At 42.5% G+C, this 18383-nt stretch carries 16 protein-coding genes; 11 read left to right on the top strand and 5 right to left on the bottom strand.

Annotated elements, in window-relative coordinates:
• The 5 genes from ND16A_RS14270 to tcdA all read left to right on the top strand — a co-directional run bounded on the left by ND16A_RS14270 (nucleotide 1) and on the right by tcdA (nucleotide 9072).
• Nucleotides 1–198 (top strand): hypothetical protein, encoded by a 198-nt coding sequence (locus tag ND16A_RS14270; protein ID WP_033076581.1) that lies wholly within the window; start codon nucleotides 1–3, stop codon nucleotides 196–198.
• 334 nt (nucleotides 199–532) lie between these two features.
• Complete coding sequence (locus ND16A_RS14275; RefSeq protein WP_033076580.1) at nucleotides 533–1606, top strand: efflux RND transporter periplasmic adaptor subunit; 1074 nt, start codon at nucleotides 533–535, stop codon at nucleotides 1604–1606.
• Nucleotides 1607–1695: 89 nt separating this feature from the next.
• Nucleotides 1696–4992 carry an efflux RND transporter permease subunit gene (locus tag ND16A_RS14280; protein WP_052072887.1) on the top strand — a complete coding sequence of 1099 codons (3297 nt, stop codon included), beginning with the start codon at nucleotides 1696–1698 and terminating at the stop codon, nucleotides 4990–4992.
• A 79-nt stretch (nucleotides 4993–5071) separates the two neighbouring features.
• Nucleotides 5072–8137 carry an efflux RND transporter permease subunit gene (locus ND16A_RS14285; protein ID WP_033076650.1) on the top strand — a complete coding sequence of 1022 codons (3066 nt, stop codon included), beginning with the start codon at nucleotides 5072–5074 and terminating at the stop codon, nucleotides 8135–8137.
• Nucleotides 8138–8280: 143 nt separating this feature from the next.
• A complete protein-coding gene (gene tcdA / locus ND16A_RS14290; protein WP_033076579.1) occupies nucleotides 8281–9072 on the top strand; it encodes a tRNA cyclic N6-threonylcarbamoyladenosine(37) synthase TcdA in 792 nt (263 codons plus the stop codon).
• A gap of 33 nt (nucleotides 9073–9105) precedes the next feature.
• Here the strand turns inward: tcdA and ND16A_RS14295 are convergent, their stop codons facing one another.
• Complete coding sequence (locus ND16A_RS14295) at nucleotides 9106–9765, bottom strand: dioxygenase family protein (RefSeq protein ID WP_033076578.1); 660 nt, start codon at nucleotides 9763–9765, stop codon at nucleotides 9106–9108.
• A 184-nt stretch (nucleotides 9766–9949) separates the two neighbouring features.
• Between ND16A_RS14295 and ND16A_RS14300 the strand changes: the two genes are divergently transcribed.
• The 3 genes from ND16A_RS14300 to ND16A_RS14310 all read left to right on the top strand — a co-directional run bounded on the left by ND16A_RS14300 (nucleotide 9950) and on the right by ND16A_RS14310 (nucleotide 11029).
• Complete coding sequence (locus tag ND16A_RS14300) at nucleotides 9950–10201, top strand: hypothetical protein (RefSeq protein WP_033076577.1); 252 nt, start codon at nucleotides 9950–9952, stop codon at nucleotides 10199–10201.
• Between the two features lie 67 nt (nucleotides 10202–10268).
• Nucleotides 10269–10733, top strand: a complete 465-nt coding sequence (locus ND16A_RS14305; RefSeq protein WP_033076576.1) for an aromatic ring-hydroxylating oxygenase subunit alpha — start codon at nucleotides 10269–10271, stop codon at nucleotides 10731–10733.
• Nucleotides 10733–11029 (top strand): SRPBCC family protein, encoded by a 297-nt coding sequence (locus tag ND16A_RS14310; protein ID WP_033076575.1) that lies wholly within the window; start codon nucleotides 10733–10735, stop codon nucleotides 11027–11029. The genes ND16A_RS14305 and ND16A_RS14310 overlap by 1 nt, the downstream gene beginning before the upstream one ends.
• Before the next feature lie 23 nt (nucleotides 11030–11052).
• Here the strand turns inward: ND16A_RS14310 and ND16A_RS21245 are convergent, their stop codons facing one another.
• From ND16A_RS21245 to ND16A_RS14325, 4 genes are all read right to left on the bottom strand, one after another.
• Nucleotides 11053–11190 (bottom strand): hypothetical protein, encoded by a 138-nt coding sequence (locus ND16A_RS21245; RefSeq protein WP_160173488.1) that lies wholly within the window; start codon nucleotides 11188–11190, stop codon nucleotides 11053–11055.
• Between the two features lie 13 nt (nucleotides 11191–11203).
• Nucleotides 11204–12592, bottom strand: coding sequence for an ATP-dependent RNA helicase DbpA (gene dbpA, locus ND16A_RS14315; protein WP_033076574.1), 1389 nt, complete (start codon nucleotides 12590–12592; stop codon nucleotides 11204–11206).
• Between the two features lie 245 nt (nucleotides 12593–12837).
• On the bottom strand, nucleotides 12838–13203 hold the full coding sequence (locus ND16A_RS14320; RefSeq protein ID WP_033076573.1) for a hypothetical protein: 366 nt from the start codon (nucleotides 13201–13203) through the stop codon (nucleotides 12838–12840).
• Nucleotides 13204–13321: 118 nt separating this feature from the next.
• Nucleotides 13322–13870, bottom strand: coding sequence for a DUF4136 domain-containing protein (locus ND16A_RS14325; protein ID WP_033076572.1), 549 nt, complete (start codon nucleotides 13868–13870; stop codon nucleotides 13322–13324).
• Nucleotides 13871–14167: 297 nt separating this feature from the next.
• Here ND16A_RS14325 and ND16A_RS14330 point away from each other — a divergent pair, with 297 nt between their 5' ends.
• The 3 genes from ND16A_RS14330 (at nucleotide 14168) to ND16A_RS14340 (ending at nucleotide 18018) form a co-directional block, all read left to right on the top strand.
• Nucleotides 14168–16084 carry a DUF3604 domain-containing protein gene (locus ND16A_RS14330; RefSeq protein WP_033076571.1) on the top strand — a complete coding sequence of 639 codons (1917 nt, stop codon included), beginning with the start codon at nucleotides 14168–14170 and terminating at the stop codon, nucleotides 16082–16084.
• Nucleotides 16085–16201: 117 nt separating this feature from the next.
• Nucleotides 16202–17041 (top strand): peptidyl-prolyl cis-trans isomerase, encoded by an 840-nt coding sequence (locus tag ND16A_RS14335; protein WP_033076570.1) that lies wholly within the window; start codon nucleotides 16202–16204, stop codon nucleotides 17039–17041.
• Nucleotides 17038–18018 (top strand): HupE/UreJ family protein, encoded by a 981-nt coding sequence (locus ND16A_RS14340; protein WP_033076569.1) that lies wholly within the window; start codon nucleotides 17038–17040, stop codon nucleotides 18016–18018. The genes ND16A_RS14335 and ND16A_RS14340 overlap by 4 nt, the downstream gene beginning before the upstream one ends.
• The last annotated feature ends 365 nt before the right edge of the window (nucleotides 18019–18383 follow it).

Here is an 18383-nt window from a genome sequence, read left to right as displayed (position 1 = left end):
ATGCCGACTTGGTTAATTGTGGTAGTAATTGGATTAGCAATTGCTATGGTCATCGGTAATTTATCTATGCTCAAGCGTAGTGCTCACCCGTTGCGCCGCAAAAGCTTAAATGATTTATCGGAAACTCTCCCCAGAGCCGGCGATCGCCGTGAAGAAGAAATCAAACAAGAGAAAATAAACCGACAAAAAAATAGATAAAATAAGCTACGGGCTTCCGGCTACTAGCTCCTGGCAGTCCGTTTCTAGTTCCACGTTCCATTCCTCGTTCCTAGTTCCACGTTCAAAACCGTAACCGTTGCTCCTCGTCTGCCGCTATCTGCTCGTAGCTCGTAGCTCGAAGCCAGTTGCCTTTTCTCGTTCGTCATATTTACTAACAATTTGTAAATTTAACTACTTGTTAACATACTGTAAAATACTAACGATTAAATTTAACGGATCAATCCGTTGATAAATAAGGAATTTATTTATTTTTCAATATTGGCACGCTAGATGCATTCTATACGTTAATTATTTATCCATAGGGTATGAAGTGATGAAATCGACTACATCAAACATAAAAACATTTGTTCTTGCAGCAAGCTTACTGTCTTCTGTAATTGTTTTAAGCGGTTGCAATAGCGCCGAAGCAGTGGCTGAAGAAAAAGCACCAGAAGTTATCGCCATTCCGGTAGAAATAGCCGTTGTGCAAAACGGTGATATTAGTTCCAACTACGTAACAACTACTGTGCTTGAACCTAAAGAAGAGGCCGAAGTTGTTTCAAAAGCCTCTGGCATTTTAGAAAAACTGTATGTCGAGGAAGGACAATATGTAAAAGCCGGTGAGTTACTGGCTGAAATTGAACCAGAGCGTATTCAATTAAACTTAGATAAAGCGAAAGCGGAATTAGCCAGTTTAACCATTGAATTAGACCGAATTAATAAAGTTCATAGCCAAAAGCTGGTGAGCTCAGATACCTATGATAAATTAAAATGGCAATATGAAGTGGCAAAATCAAACTTAAAAATTGCCGAGCTTGATTTAAAAGAGACTAAAATAATTGCACCAATTTCAGGATATATTGCCAAACGCTACGTAAAAGAAGGTAATTTAGTTGAACAATATCAACGCCAAAAACTTTTTCATATCGTTAAAGTGAACGTATTAGAAAGTACGGTTAACTTACCAGAACAAGAATTGTCGAAATTGCGTTTAAACCAGGCGGCAAAATTAAACTTTACCGCCCTACCTGGTAAAGAAGTGATTGCGCGAGTTGAACGTATTAGCCCGGTTGTTGACGCGGATACCGGTACCTTTAGTGTGAAACTTATTGTTGAAAATCCTGAAAATGTATTGAAAGCGGGAATGTTTGCGCAAGTAAAACTGGTTTACGACACTCACACTAATACGAAATTAGTGCCGAAAAAAGCACTTATCTCAATGGATAACAAGCACGCAGTGTTTACCATTAATGACAACAAAGCCGAAAAAACTGTCGTTACTTTAGGTTATCAAGATGACTCGTTTGTTGAAATCATCGATGGCTTAGCAATAGACGCACAAGTCGTAACTACGGGTCAAAATAACTTAAAAGACCAAGCGGTTATTCAAATCATTGACACCATTTAACCTGTCTACAAAACCTCATTAACCAGTATTTGGTTAATGAGTGCCTTTACCAATAATAATTAAAAAAGAATCAATTTGAGGAAATTCCGATGAGTGTGGTTAATGTTGCGGTGAAAAGACCGGTAACTATATGGATGTTCACGTTTGCAGTACTACTATTTGGCATGGTGTCGTTATCAAGATTAGCGGTTAATTTATTACCTGAACTGTCATACCCTACCCTGACAATTCGCACCGATTACCTAGGTGCCGCCCCTGGCGAGGTTGAGCAGTTAGTGACCAAGCCGATTGAAGAAGTGGTTGGCATTGTAAAAGGTGTCCGTAACGTTCAATCTATCTCAAAAGCCGGACAATCGGATGTCTTACTCGAGTTTGAATGGGGTACCGAAATGGACCTTGCCAGCCTTGAAGTCCGGGAGAAGCTGGATGTCATTCGCCTGCCATTAGATGTGAAAAAGCCGTTATTATTACGTTTTAACCCCAATTTAGACCCCATTGTTCGCTTTGCCTTAAAAGCCAAACAAGGCAGTGCCAGTTTTGCTGAGAGTAAATTAAAATCAATTCGTGAGTATGCCGATGAAGAATTAAAACGCAAGCTTGAGTCGGTCAGTGGCGTGGCTTCGGTAAAACTCGGTGGTGGTTTTGAAAAAGAAATTCAAATTCTCATCGATCAACACAAAATCAGTCAACTTGGCATCGACAGCCAATTAATTGTTGAACGCCTTAAACAAGAAAATATTAACCAATCGGGTGGCCGTGTTGAAGACGGTACACAAGAGTATCTGGTTCGAACATTAAACCAATTCAAAGATTTAAATGATATGCGCAATGTCTATATCACCAGTGTAGACGGTACCCATATTCGCTTAGCCGATATTGCTCAGGTGGTTGACTCGCACAAAGAACGTACGTCAATAACACGGGTTAATGGCGCCGAAGCGGTGGAAATCGCCCTGTATAAAGAAGGTGATGCCAATACCGTAAATGTGGCGAAAAAAGTCGATGTTCGAGTTAACCAATTAGCCGACGAATTACCCGAAGACATTGAACTGATTAAAGTTTATGACCAATCAACGTTTATCAGTAATGCCATCAACGAAGTGAAAAGTGCCGCCATTATTGGTGGTTTACTGGCGATGTTAGTGCTATTTTTCTTTTTGAAAAACATCTGGGCAACGGTGATTATTTCGATATCGATTCCGGTATCCGTGATCGCCACGTTCAATTTAATGTACGGTAACGACATCAGTTTAAATATCATGAGTTTAGGTGGTATTGCCCTGGCAGTTGGCTTGTTGGTTGATAATTCAATCGTCGTTTTAGAAAATATTGCTCGCCATAAAGGGTTAAAAAAGCAAACCGGTAGTGCTAGTAATCAGTACAGTTCCAGCAATTCCAATAAAGAAGCGGCGGTAATCGGTACCAAAGAAGTCTCTACTGCCATTATGGCTTCTACGCTCACGACGATGGCGGTATTCTTTCCATTAGTGTTTGTTGAAGGCATTGCCGGCCAGTTATTTAGAGATCAGGCATTAACGGTAACCTTCGCCTTATTGGCGTCATTAATTGTGGCGTTAACGTTAATCCCTATGCTTTCTTCGAGAGAGTTTAACCGTGCAGACAATAACGAAAATACCGCCAGCGAGAAAAGGCAACTGAGCGACAACGCCACTAAATTGCAAAAGCTTAAATATTATTTGGCCACCCCGATAATCTGGTTATTCAAAGGGGTGTTTTATTACCTGCCATTACTGGTGGCTATGGTTTCTACCTTTGTGTTCAGAACTCTCCGGTTAGGATTGAGTAAAGCTTTTGCGCCGGCTTTATGGCTGTTTGATAAAGTGTATAACGCCTTGGCTGCGTTTTATGAAAAATTACTGACTCTTGCCTTGAACCAACGCATCGCCGTGCTGTTTATCATTGTTGGCTTAAGTGCTTCATCAATGCCGTTATTAAAACAATTAAATGTTGAGGTGATACCAGCTTTAGCACAAGGTGAGTTTTATGTAGAGATCAGCCAGCAACCGGGTACACCACTTGAAAGAACCGATGAAACATTGGCCAAACTTTCCACCGTTGCGGCAACCTTACCACAAGTTGACCGAACCTATACCTTAGCTGGCACGGGCAGTTTAATGAACGCATCGCCGGCTCAAGGCGGTGATTATTGGGGCAAATTAAACGTGGTATTAACTGCCGATAGCAGCAAGGAAGATGAGCAAGCGGTGATGAAACACCTTCGTCAATACTTGCAATCAATTCCCGGTGTGCAAATGAAGTTTGCAAGCCCAGAACTATTTAGCTTTAAACCGCCGATTGAAGTGGAGCTCTCTGGTTACGATTTGGAATTGTTAAAACGCTACAGCGACCAGTTAAATGACAAACTTAGCGATAATAAGCGTTTCATTGATGTAAAAACCTCTCTGCAAAATGGCCATCCTGAAATCAAAGTATTTTTTGATCATGAACGTCTTGCGCAACTTGGTTTAACGGCGCCACAGGTAGCAAAATTACTGTCCACCAAAGTGGGTGGCACCATCGCCAGTCAGTATTCAATCAAAGATAAAAAAGTCGACATCTTAGTGCGTGCCGATGAGCAAAGCCGTGATTCAGTTAACGACATTAAACAAATCATCGTCAATCCGCAAAGTGACAAACCCATTCCTTTATCTGCGGTTGCGGACGTTAAGTTGTCAGTTGGCCCAAGTGAAATTACCCGCATTGACCAGCAACGAGCTGCCGTTATCTCAGCAAACTTCGCTTATGGCGACATAACGGCGGCGGTCTTTGAGGTGCAAAACATAATTGCCGAGATGAAAATTCCGTTAAGTATTACCGCCAATATAACTGGCCAGAACGAAGAAATGAATGTGTCATTTACCTCACTGGTTTTCGCCCTACTGCTTGCGGTATTTTTGGTGTACTTAGTCATGGCTTCACAGTTTGAATCATTACTGCACCCATTACTTATTTTATTTACCGTACCATTAGCGGCAGCCGGTTCTATTTATGGACTGTATTTAACCGCGACACCAATCAGCGTGATTGTCTTTATCGGATTAATTATGCTTGCCGGTATCGTGGTCAATAATGCCATTGTTCTGGTGGATAGAATAAATCAATTACGTGAAAGCGGCGTGGAAAAAACCCAAGCGATTTTAAACTCGGCAACCTCTAGATTGCGTCCTATTATCATGACCACGTTGACTACCACGTTAGGTTTACTGCCATTGGCGATCAGTGTTGGTGAAGGCGCAGAAATTAGAGCACCAATGGCAATCACGGTTATTTTCGGTTTACTGTTTGCTACCCTTTTAACGCTATTTTTCATTCCGGTGTTGTACTCACTGTTTGACCGCAAAAGATTTGGAGCGGCTCATGACTAATGATACGCAACAGCATCAATTAGATAAAAATAGCTCTCTAACAGAGAACTCAGTTAGAGAAAGCTCAGGGAAAGAAAGCATGGGCGCAGCTTTGGCGAGTTTTGCGCTGCGCCGCCCGGTTACTATTATCATGATATTTTTATCATTATTACTGACCGGCATTATTTCCAGTAAATTACTGCCATTGGAGAAATTCCCCGGCATTGATATTCCACAACTATGGATAAACGTGCCCTACCCGGATGCATCTCCTGCCGAAGTCGAGCGGTTGATCACCCGCCCAATAGAGGAAGCACTGGCGACGATTTCAGGCATCAAAACGATGCGCTCTACCTCACACGAAGGTGGCGCCGATATTCAACTTGAGTTTGATTGGGATGAAAACATAAACGCCAAAAGCATTGAAGCACGGGAAAACGTCGATGCCATTCGCCACTTGCTACCACGCGATGTGGAACGTGTTTTGGTCTATCAATTTAATACCAATGACATGCCAATATTTCAGTTGCGTATCTCATCACAACAAGACTTATCGCTTGCCTATGATTTACTCGACAGAAACCTGAAACGTCCGATTGAACGCGTGCCCGGGGTGAGTAAAGTCGAGCTTTACGGTGTCGATAAGCGGCAAATCGTGATCCGCTTAGATCCGGACAAATTAGTGGCATTACACATCGACAGAGCCATGTTGGTGAAAAACCTCAATGAAAACAATTTTTCGATGGCTGCGGGTCACTTTTATGACAGTGACGAAAAAGTCATGGTTAACCCGGTTGGCGAGTATCGCAGTATCGACGAAATTAAAAACCTGATCGTGCAAGACAATATTCGCATCAAAGATATTGCCAGTGTCGATTTGACCTTGCCGATTCCCTGGGAAGGCCGTCATTTAGATCAAACCTACGCCATTGGCATGAACATTTTAAAAGAGTCGAATGCCAATCTGGTTGAAGTGTCAAAACGGGTATTGGCGGTGATCGTTGAGGTTAATGAAAACCCGCAATTTAAGGGCATTAACTTATACATCATGGACGATACCGCCGAAGGCGTTACCAGTTCGCTATCGGATTTATTGGATGCCGGTATTATCGGCGCATTGTTATCTGTGGGTGTGTTGTATCTGTTTTTGCGACAATTTGTCACTACCATGATAGTGGTGCTGTCGGTACCTGTGTCCATTTGTATTACCCTGGGGGTGATGTACTTTGCCGGTTACAGTCTGAACATATTATCTATGATGGGCTTATTGCTGGCGGTGGGTATGCTAGTCGATAATTCAGTGGTCATAACCGAGTCCATCTTTCAGGAAAAACAAAAAGCCAAAGATCAAGATAATATCGACATAGTTGCCGCCACGAAAAAGGGCGTGAATAAAGTATCGCTTGCGGTAATTGCCGGCACGGCCACCACCATGATAGTGTTTTTACCAAACATTGTCGGTAAAAAGATAGATATCACCATCTTTTTAGAGCATGTTGCCATCGCCATATGCATCTCTTTATTTGCCTCATTGCTGATAGCGCAAACGCTTATTCCATTGCTCACCAGTAAATTAAAGCCGGAAATAAAGGCGAAAAAAGTAACGCAAAGCAAGTTTGAATTTTATTATTTGAAAAGTCTCAACTGGAGCCACAAACATAAAAAAATCACCAGTGTTATCGCCTTGTTGATCTTATTCAGTATCGCCATCCCGATGCAATTTGTGAGCGGCGATGAAGAACAAAACTTTAGTGATAATCGTTTGTTTATCAGCTGGGAGTTACATGATCAATTCAACTACGACACTGCAGAGAAAATCACCAATAAGATGGAAGCCTACCTTTATGGCAATAAAGACGAGTTTTTGATTGACTCGGTATACAGTTATTATGCCGGTCATAGCTTGCAAACCACCTTGTTATTAAACGACGGTAAATTGCCCATTACCATGGCGGAATTGAAAGAGAAAATTCGTAAAGACATGCCGAAATTTGTCAGAGCGACACCGCGCTTTGGTTTCGACCGGGGCAATGGCGGCGGCGTACAAATTAACCTAACAGGCGTATCTACCGATGTATTAATTAAGTTGAAAAATGACTTACTGCCGCTTATCGAGCATATTGATGGCATCACCGATGTCACGTCTGATATTCGTGGTGAGAAAAAAGAAATGCAAATCAGCGTCGATCGAACCGCGGCATTTCGTCATGGTTTAAGCACTCAGGATGTCGCCAGTGCCGTTGCTCTTGCGCTTCGTGGTCAGCCATTACGTACCTATCGCCATGGCGAAACTGGTGAGATTGATATTTGGCTGAATTATGATTTAAAAGTGAAAAAATCGATTGCTGAACTGAAAAAACTGCCAATCATCGAACACAATGGTAAAACCATCACCTTAGATAATGTCGCCAATTTAACCATTAAACCAAGGTTAAGTGAAATTCGTCGTTATAACCGCCAAACGGCAATTTCGATTCAAGCGAATTTAGATGACATTACCCTCGAACAAGCCAAAGAGAAACTGGAAGCCACATTATCCAATATCGCCTTACCGGCCGGCTATAACTACAGTTTAGACGGTAGCTTCCTGCGTCAGGACGAAGCCGAAAATGTCATGGGACAAAACATGATCTTGGCCATTTTCATGATTTATATTGTCATGGCGGCGTTGTTTGAAAGCTTGTTATTACCTACTGCGGTTATCACCTCATTACTGTTTTCCTTTGTCGGGGTATTTTGGGCTTTCCTGATCACCGGCACCAATATGTCAATCATGGGCATGATCGGCATGCTGATCTTAATGGGCATAGTGGTCAACAATGGCATTGTACTGGTGGATAGGATCAATCAGTTAATTGAACAAGGGCTAGAAGCAGAAGCTGCGGTTATGCAAGGCTGTAAAGATAGATTACGGCCGATACTGATGACAGTGTCCACCACTATTCTTGGTTTAGTGCCACTTGCCATGGGTAATACCCAGCTTGGTGGCGATGGTCCTACTTACTCACCAATGGCGATTGCCATTATTGGCGGCCTAACCTTCTCCACCATCACCAGTTTGTATCTGGTGCCATTGGCGTATGTGTTATTACTGCGACTAAAAGCCTATAGTGCAAGGGTAGTGAACAACTCAAAAGTGGTGGTGAGTAAAGTGATAAAGGCCTGATCTTGCCTTTACTTTAAGCCCTGGCCTAGCCACACGAACACTTGATTTTAACGAACTAAAAAAATCGAGTGTTCGTGCTAATAAATTCTTATATAATGCCGCAGTATTTTCTTTAAATTGCCTTATATGGCTCAGTATTTTTCATGTCAGACTATCAATTACGTTTTGGTGGTATCGAACGCTTATATGGCGTAACTGGTGCCAAACATATCCAACAAGCGCACTTTTGTGTGATTGGCATCGGTGGCGTCGGCACCTGGGCCGCAGAAGCCCTGGCTCGTAACGGTATTGGCCAAATCACCTTAATTGATTTAGACGATATTTGCATCACCAACATTAACCGCCAAATTCATGCCTTAACCGACACCATAGGTGAAAGTAAAGTGGAAGTCATGGCACAGCGCATTAAGCAAATTAACCCCGAATGTGTGGTCAATGAAATCGAAGATTTTATCACTCAGGAAAATTTGTTTGAGTTAATCACTACTGGCTTTGACTATGTGATTGATGCCATTGATTCGGTGAAAATTAAAACCTCACTGATTGCTCATTGTAAACGACAAAAAATCCCGATGATCACCGTTGGCGGTGCCGGCGGTCAAATTGATCCGAGTAAAATCGAATTTGCCGATTTAAGTAAAACCTACCAGGACCCGCTACTGGCCAAGGTAAAAAACCAATTGCGTCGAGATTTCAATTTTCCGCGTAACCTGAAACGAAAATTTTCAATTGATGCGGTATTCTCCACCGAACAGTTAAAATACCCAACCAATGACGGCAGCGTTTGTCATGCCAAACAAACCACCGACGGGGCGATGCGTCTCGATTGTAGCGGAGGTTTTGGCGCCGCAACCCATGTTACCGCCAGCTTTGCTTTCTTTGCCGTCGGTCGTGCAATGGACAAATTCTTAGCGAAGAAACAACGAGAAAACTAAATCAAAAAAAGCAGATATTTAATCAATTTGGTATTAGATTTTTGCCAATACCAAATTGAACACTCCTTGTTTCGCCATGTTATCTTTCGCGGTCGAAAAATCAACAATGAGTTGATGGCGTTGCTCGGCTGGTGCTTCTTGTAATAAGGCATCGGTATCATTTAACATTTCGCCGCTAAAATACATTTGTGTAATAAGTTCGCGGTAACCCCGCTTTGCTACTTTAAAGTGTATGTGTGGGGGTCGACTCCATTGCTTTGAAACCTGATAGGCCCCGGGTTTAACGGTTTTAAACCGATAAAAACCGCGTTCATCGGTTTTAACGATTCCCCACCCCTGAAAATTAGGGTCGAGAGGCGCATCATTAGAGTCTTGCTCATGAGCATATCGGCCCGCGGCATTGGCTTGCCAAATATCGACGACAGCATTCGCTAATGGCCGATTATCTTGATCAAAAACGGTACCCGTCACTTCGATGATTTCTCCTTTTGCCGGCTTAGTACTGCCCTGTACCTCGGTGAGATCTAAGTCTTTATCTTGTTGTGGCTTAATTGGATAAAAAGGGCCTTCTGGCTGTTTAGGTGTAATGGCGATGCTGCTATTAGCCAAGACGGCCAAGCTAGTTGTGGCAGTTACAAGACTTACACTTGCCTTTAAAATAAACCTTCGGTTGATGTTATCTAAAGATTTCACCGTAAATACCTCATATTGACTTGCGAATATTGACTTAAATATAGGTCTAGTCTCAAACAAGTGAAAATACAAGTGAGCATAGATCAGTGTCCTGTTCAATTAACATACAAATTTTAAGTTATACTTTAGTTAATGAGCTTCGGTTAATAATCTCAATTAAGCCAACATGTATGAAGGAGCTGCAATGAAGATAACCACTCTAATAATCGTTCTGTTTTCTTGTTGGCTGAGCGGTTGTGCAAACACAACGTTCGGTCCGCGTGTTGAAAGCAATAATGCCTGGCACGCTGTTGCCTACCTTGGTGTTGCCATCGCGATTGAGCAACAAAGAGTCACCACCAATAATTGCGCAACAAAGGACAAAGATTCACGACAAGCTTGTGAGCAGCAAGTTGCCGCCATAAAAAATTCCATCGCCAAAGCGAAAACTAGATAAATCAAAAAATTAGTGCTAATTATATGAGCTAGTAATATAAAAATAATAACAGCAGCAGGCGATTACCGTGGATATCAAACAGCTAATTTCTCAATACAACCCAGACAATCCGTTAGAGTTAGCATCTACCCCGCCGAGTGCCTGGTACACCAATCAAGATATCGCTAAACATGAATTAAACCCTGTGTTTAGCAATAACTGGTTAATTGCAGCGCGCTGCGAACAATTACAAAATACTGGCGATTATGTCGCCACTGAAATTGCCGGCCAGCCAATTGTATTGGTAAAAGGTGAGTCCATTAAAGCGTTTTATAATGTCTGTCGCCATCATGCTGCTCAGGTAATGGCGACAGGCTCTGGTTGTACCCGTGCCCTTACCTGCCCATATCATGCCTGGAGTTACAAACTCGATGGTAGCCTGGCTGCTACGCCTAAGTTTTGCTTACAGTCTTGTCCCACCAAAAAACGCGACAATGAATTTTCCTGGTGCGCACGGGTACCGCCCGCTATTATTGGCAATCCCCCAATTTAATGGTGAATTTGTACGATGGCATTATGGGCATTATGATTGTGGAGCCCGTTAGCGTAGATACCGGTAAAGTCACTTTTGATTATTTCTTCGATAACCGCAATGCAAAAAACAGCGAAGAGTTTAAAAATAACAGTGTGATTGTGGCCAATAAAGTCCAGGCCGAAGACACCTACGTGTGTGAGTCTGTGCAGCGCGGTTTAGCCTCTAACGGCTACGATACTGGCCGTTTATCGGTGGAAAAAGAAGCCGGTGAACATTTGTTCCACCAACTGCTTCATCAAGATTTAAGTGCTTAACACGAAAGAAAAACGCTGTTCGGTTAATCTTTTCCTGTCATCGCCTTGAACCAGTTACGTTTTTCATAAAAGTAAAATGGAATACCGATTAACACCAGAACCGTGCCCCAAATGATCGTTTCCATGCCCATATTGACAATGATCCATGCTGAAAAAATCATAGTTACTTGTTGTTTACCCTCGGATCACTCGTACTCGGAAGTTACGGCCTTTAATTTTGCCCTTTTCCAGTTTTTTAATCGCCAGCTTATGGGCACTGCGTTTCACTGCTACGTAGGCAAAATTTTGTGAAACATTGATCTTCCCTACCTGGTCGCCCTTGATGCCGTTTTCACCGGTTAATGCCCCTAAAATATCACCTGGGCGAACTTTATCACGCTTGCCGCCGTCAATTTGAATGGTGATCATCTGTGGACGCATTACCGCATCATGCAATACATTGAAATCGGGTAATTCTTCGCCAACGATTTTTCTATTTAAATAGTCTTCGAGTAAGGCAACTTTATAGCTTTCTTTATCACTAAAGATTGAACAGGCAATGCCTTTACTGCCCGCACGGCCCGTTCGGCCAATACGGTGTACGTGCACTTCGGTATCCAGGGCAATATGGAAATTAAACACCGCATCCAGATTATCAATATCTAAACCACGAGCCGCCACATCCGTTGCCACTAATACGTTGGCACTTTTATTGGCAAAACGCACCAGAGTTTGATCTCTGTCGCGCTGTTCTAAGTCACCATGTAAAGCCAAGGTGGAAAAACCAAAGGCAATCAATTTATCGGCGACAATTTGCGCATCTTTTTTGGTATTGCAAAACACCACTGCAGATTCAGGTTTATGCTGCATTAACAATAAGCGCAGGGCTTCTAAACGTTGGTCATTATCTGCGACTTTATAAAAGTGCTGGGTAATACTGCTGTCATCATGAGTTGACTCTACTTTTACCATGCCAGGCTTGGTCATGATGCGTTCAGAGATTTGTTTGATCTTATTTGGGAATGTGGCACTGAATAATAACGTTTGTCTATCATCCGGTGCTCGTCGGACAATGTTATCTAATGCGGGCTGAAAACCCATGTCCAACATTCTGTCGGCTTCATCAAGGATTAATAAATTTAGGTTTTCTAAATTTAAGGTGCCTTTGATGACATGCTCTTCTACCCGCCCAGGCGTACCGACAACAATATGAGCACCGTGTTCTAATGAGCCAATTTGTGGGCCAAAAGGCATGCCGCCACATAAGGTTAATACTTTAATGTTATGGATAGAACGGGCAAGACGACGAATTTCTTTCGCCACTTGATCAGCCAGTTCTCGCGTTGGACAAAGGATCAGAGATTGAATACGAAACCGTTTTACATCAAGCTTTTGCAATAAGCCTAAGCCAAAGGCCGCCGTTTTACCTGAGCCGGTTTTGCCTTGGCCAATCACGTCTTTACCTTTTAGAATGTCAGGCAAGCTTTGTGCCTGAATGGGTGTCATTGATTCATACCCTAGTGACTCTAAGTTAGAAAGAAGTTCAGGTTTTAACGCCAGCGTTGAAAATTTAAGATCAGACAATGTAGTATTCCAAAAGGTAAATGTAGTTGGTTAGCATCAGCCTAAGATATTAATTTTACAGGCCGGTAATTTCGGCGCGTATTGTAGCAAAGATAATCAATAAATACTCAGCTGAGAATGGATAAATAGCTTAATAGTGTATACCAATGTAATAAAATGATAATTTTCCCTTCACAAGACGCCTCTGACTGACGCTTATAAAAATGGAGCCTTTTGGCTCCATTACAAAGACGGACAATGACTTATTACATTTCATCAATATCTTTTAAAAATTTATAGTTACCTTTTATGTCGGCTTTATATTGCTCACACAGCTCCCCCATGGGCGCTTCGGTTTTTAACTCACCATATTGGCGATGAGATTCTCTTTGGATGGTTTTCCAGCTCACCCCTTCGATGGTTTCATAGCCTTCACTAAAGGCTTTAATTTTTGCCAGCTCCTTAAATTTACTCGGGTCGATTGGCTTATCGCAATCCCGAGTGAGATAAAGCATTTTACTGCCAGCTTCAATCAGCATAGCTTCAACGCTTTTAACTTGCGATTTCGACAATGTTTCCTCAGCAAAGGCATTGGCACTGAGCAAAGTAAATAATATGAATAAATATTTCATGATAACTCCTGAATTAATCCTGCTACTGCGGCGCTTGGCTTATAAAAAGCATAGCAGTAAAATAGCAAAGTACGTTTAACAATCGTGCATGAAGCGAGTCTTAGCTGACAAATTAGGCCTAACTGGCTGGAAATTCTTTAAAAATAGCATTCACCGCCAGTTTTATTGCCTCATTACGTTCTGTTGCATTGTCAAAGTCTTGCAGCTTTTTCGATAGAGTACTGCGCCAGATGGTTTTTTGGCTAACATTGTCAATAACATCGACGACTATGGTACCTTCCACATAATCTCTGCTGCTGATATTTGAAACACCTGCGCCATAGCCATAACCACAACGATAACAATTCGCATAACCTGCGGCCGAAGTGCTGTATATCTTGGTTTTATCCTTAGTCAGGACAAAATATTCCACCAGGACATCTGCCGATTCCTTGTTTTCTGCTTGCTTGCCTTGGGCACTCAAAGATTCGCTAATGGCAACATTAATACGATCCCTGTCGATATCACTCAACATCGGGTTATTTAACCTTTCATCGCCAACAACATGGAAACTCTGCACCGCGTTAAAGTCATAAGCACTGTTGTAATCACTCTCGGCTTGATAAGTGGTACTACAGGCCGACAATAGAAGAACCAAAGGAATAAGGATTAATTTTATCGCTTTCATAAATACCTCGTTTATTTACCTTAAAATTTGTTAGTGGGCTAATGATAAACAACAGCAGATATACATGCTAATGATGATATCTGATAATCATTATGCATATGGTGCATATGACGCATAGATAAATACGTACATAAATGCGTACATAAATGCGTACATAAATGCATGACTAGTACCATGATTATTAGTTGCGATAAACCAGAGCACTTGCGCTGCCAGGCTAATTTTTATTGAAGTAATTGGCAAAAACAGTTTTTGTCTCCTAACCTATCAATTACTCATCTATTTCAAGGATTTGATATGCCAACTATAAATGCACTTAAAGTTTTGAGTTTCGCTTGTTTGCTTGCCAATGCGCACCACGTATTCGCTGCCGACACAGCTACCACAGAAGAGCAAATGAAGTTTTCTCCCCGTGCCAACAACACGCAACCTAATAATGTCTACTGGGGTGATTCTCACCTGCATACCGGCCTATCACTCGATGCCGGCTTATTTGGTAATACCGTCAGTATTGACGATGCCTATCGCTTGGCCCGGGGTGAACAAATAAATTCTTCCAAGGGCATTCCTTTAAAACTTGCCCGGCCGCTGGATTGGCTTATTATCACCGACCATACCGATTTAATGGGCATTGCCACGGATATTCAACAAGGTGCCGACAACATTGTTGCCATCCCGAAAGGCAAAGAATGGCATGAAGGCTTTAAAAAAGGTGGCAAAACCGCCGGTGAAGCGGCGTTTGACTTGATCCAAAATTTCTCGCAAATGACCTTGCCGGAACAAATCATCGAGGATTATAGTCCTGGTTCCGAAGTGTTTGGCAGTGTTTGGAAAACCATAGTTAATGCCTCTGAACAGCATAATGAGCCGGGATTGTTTACCGCTTTTATCGGTTTTGAATGGACCTCAGTACCGAAAGGCTTTAATTTGCATCGCAATGTAATTATTCGCGATAACGCGGAAATGGCATTAAAAATTCAACCACCAACAACCCAGCCGCCAACCGGTAGTACCAACCCACACGATTTATATCAATGGCTGGAAGATTACGAAACTAAGCACGGTGGCCGGGCGTTTGCATTCTCTCATAATGGTAACTTATCTAATGGCTGGATGTTCCCCACCGATAAAACTTATCATGGCGGCACTGTCGATGAAGAATATGTAAGACTCAGGGCCAAATGGGAACCGCATTATGAAATTACCCAAATAAAAGGCGATGGTGAAGCCCACCCTTATTTATCCCCGGAGGATGAATTTGCCGATTATGAAAATTGGGATGTGGGTAACCTGGATATCAGTGAGCTGAAAAAGCCGGAGATGCTAAAAGGCGAATATGCTCGTGAAGCGTTGAAACAAGGGTTAGCGTTAGAGAAAAAGCTTGGATACAACCCGTATAAGTTTGGTGTTGGCGGCGCCACCGACAGCCATACCTCATTAGCCACCGCAGATGAAGATAACTTTTTTAGTAAATCTGCCAGTGTTGAGCCATCGAAAGACAGGATGGCACACCCATTTATCGCCTCGAAGTTAGGCAGAATAGAAGGTTATACGCTGGTTGCCTCAGGTTACACCGGTGTTTGGGCGCACGAAAATACCCGAGCCGCGATATTTGATGCCATTGAGCGAAAAGAAACCTACGGCACCACAGGGCCGCGCATGACAGTTCGCTTCTTTGGTGGCTGGGAATATCAACCGCAAGATTTACAAGCCAGTGACCCGGCAAAAGTTGGCTACGCCAAAGGTGTACCTATGGGCGGTGACTTAGTCAAACAACAATCTGACAAGGCACCGTCGTTTATGGTTTATGCCATGCGAGACCCGAAAAGTGCTTATTTAGACAGAATTCAAATCATCAAGGGCTGGATGGATGCCAAAGGCAAGTTGCATGAACGAGTGTATGATGTGGCGGTATCTGATGGCAGAAAAATTGACAGTTCTGGTCGGGCGAAACAAGCAGTTGGCAACACCGTCGATGAAGCAACGGCAACCTGGAGTAACTCTATTGGCGATAGCCAGTTAGCGAGTGTTTGGGTTGATCCGAATTTTGATAAAAATGAGTCGGCGTTTTATTATGTCCGAGTGCTCGAAATCCCTACCCCGCGCTGGGTGTTATATGACAAAGTCAGATTAGGCGCGGACATTCCTAAAGAAGCAGAGTTAGTCGGCCAGGAACGGGCTTACAGCTCGCCAATCTGGTATTCACCTAAATAAAATCAACGCCTTGCTGATTTTTATCAGCAAGGCTGTTTTATATGAAGCGACTCTAATTCTTTAATAAATTTCATTCTGTTGTTATCTTCTAATAATAATAAATTTTATAGTGTGCTTATGCTTAAAAAAATTATCTCTGAACCACTGATCCATTTCCTGCTTATCGCCATAGTGTTTTTTATTGTGTTTGACCGTTTAAATAACGACTCTGCCACCGCCAATACCATCACTGTCAGTGAGGGCCGAATGGAGCAAATCAGACAAAGCTTTTTAAACCGCTGGAAACGCGAGCCACTGCCGGATGAATTGGCCAATGCCGCTCAGCACTATGCCATTAATGAAATGTATCTGCGCGAAGCCAGAGCATTAGGCCTGGATAAAGGCGATAAAGTCATTGATCGGCGTCTACGCCAAAAAATGGACTTTTTAATTGAAGATTTGGTCACCGCCAAAGAGCCCACCGATGAAGAGTTGCAGAGCTACTATCAACAACACATTGAAAACTATCAAACCCTGCCAATATACAGTTTGCAGCAAGTGCACATTTCAATCGACAGGAGCCCTGAGCAGCTAGCGCAAAAAATCAATCAACAGTTAGCATTGATAGAGCAAGGGTTGCCACCAACAAGTGAAGTTACCCTGTTACCCAATCGCATTGACCATAAATATTCACTGCAAATCGATAGATTATTTGGCGATGGTTTTACCGACAAACTGCAAGATTACCCGCTATCCACCTGGTCTGGGCCGGTATCAAGCTCGCAGGGGCAACACTTTGTGTTTATTGAACAGCGCCAACCGGCGGCAAACAAGCCATTTGAGTCGAGCAAAAACAAGGTCTTAAAAGACTGGCAATACCAAAATTTACAACAAGCGAAAGCCAGCTTCGAACAACAACTTCAGCAAATTTACCACATAGAACGAGAAAGTAGCCAAGCGAACAAGGATAGCGAATGATGCGCTTTATTCTTAGTTTATTAGTGTTTTGTTGTTCGCAAGTTATGGCCGATGATATGCGGCCAGCTTCTCTTAACATTAGCTCAGTAAACAATACCGACTTTGAAGTGGTTTGGAAAATACCGATCAGAAATGGCACTAAAGAGGAGCTTAGCGTGGTTTTTCCAGAAGACACTCGCTTATTAGCGCCGAAAAGAACCCGTATTATTGATAATGCCTATATTGAATACTCGAGCGTGCAACGAGAATCGGGCTTAGTTGGCTTAGAAGTGATTATTGATGGCATAGAAGGTTCTACGGGGGATGTTCTGTTAAGAGTAATAGATCGCCAGCAGCAAACCTTAACAACCGTATTGAATGTTGAACGACCTGGCTATGTTATCGATTCTATATCGTCTATGACCGCAGTTGAGACGGCCTTAACGTATATTGAGTTAGGCATTGAACATATCCTGATCGGCTTAGATCATTTGTTATTTGTCGCTTGTCTGGTCTATATCTCTGGCACCCGAAGAAAACTCTTTTTCACCATTACCGGCTTTACCGTCGCCCATTCTATTACCCTTTTCCTTGCAGCATCAGGCTTGTTTGTAATACCGATAGAACCGGTTGAAGCCGTGATAGCGCTCAGTATTATTTTTTTGGCCTGGGAAATCGCTAAAAATCGCAAACAAAGTCTCAGTTTGCGCTATCCCGTACTGGTATCTTCGAGTTTTGGTTTACTGCATGGCTTTGGCTTTGCCGCGGTACTGACTGAAATAGGCCTGCCTCAACAAGAAAAACTACTCGCCTTGCTGAGTTTTAATATTGGCGTCGAGCTTGGGCAAATACTGTTTGTTTTGGCATTGTTTATTTTAATGGCTTCAGCCGCCATGTTTGTTAAATCGTTATCTTTAGAAAAACTCAGAATGCCGGTGAGCTACCTTTGTGGAACTACAGCAACATTCTGGATGATTGAAAGGTTATCGGCATTCTAAGCGGGAATATTATGAATAATAGGTAGCGCGGTGCATCCGCACAACAGGCTGGTTCTCTGTTGGCGTTAATTCTCGTGTATGTAAAAGCTTGTTCACACCAATCAAGTCTTGAATTTTTAAAAATTGATGAGAGGTTTCGAGAGTGGGATAAGTTTCAGGTGCAACAACAAGCCCTTGTTCAACACAAAGTTAGTAGTGTTTATTCACATCACAGTTAACATTGCAGCAAGTGTAACTGTGACGTGGTTTAATGGATTCGACTACCCCAGTTAAGAGATAATAGACTTAACTGGAGAAAAAAAATGACAGCACGTAAAAAATATTCAAAAGAATTTAAGCTTGATGCAATAGCATTAGTCGTTGAA

The sequence above is a fragment of the Thalassotalea sp. ND16A genome, from assembly GCF_000764205.1.
Taxonomy (GTDB): Bacteria; Pseudomonadota; Gammaproteobacteria; order Enterobacterales; family Alteromonadaceae; genus Thalassotalea_A.
Note: the sequence above shows the minus strand (reverse complement) of the source record. Positions and strands in the feature narration are given on the sequence as shown.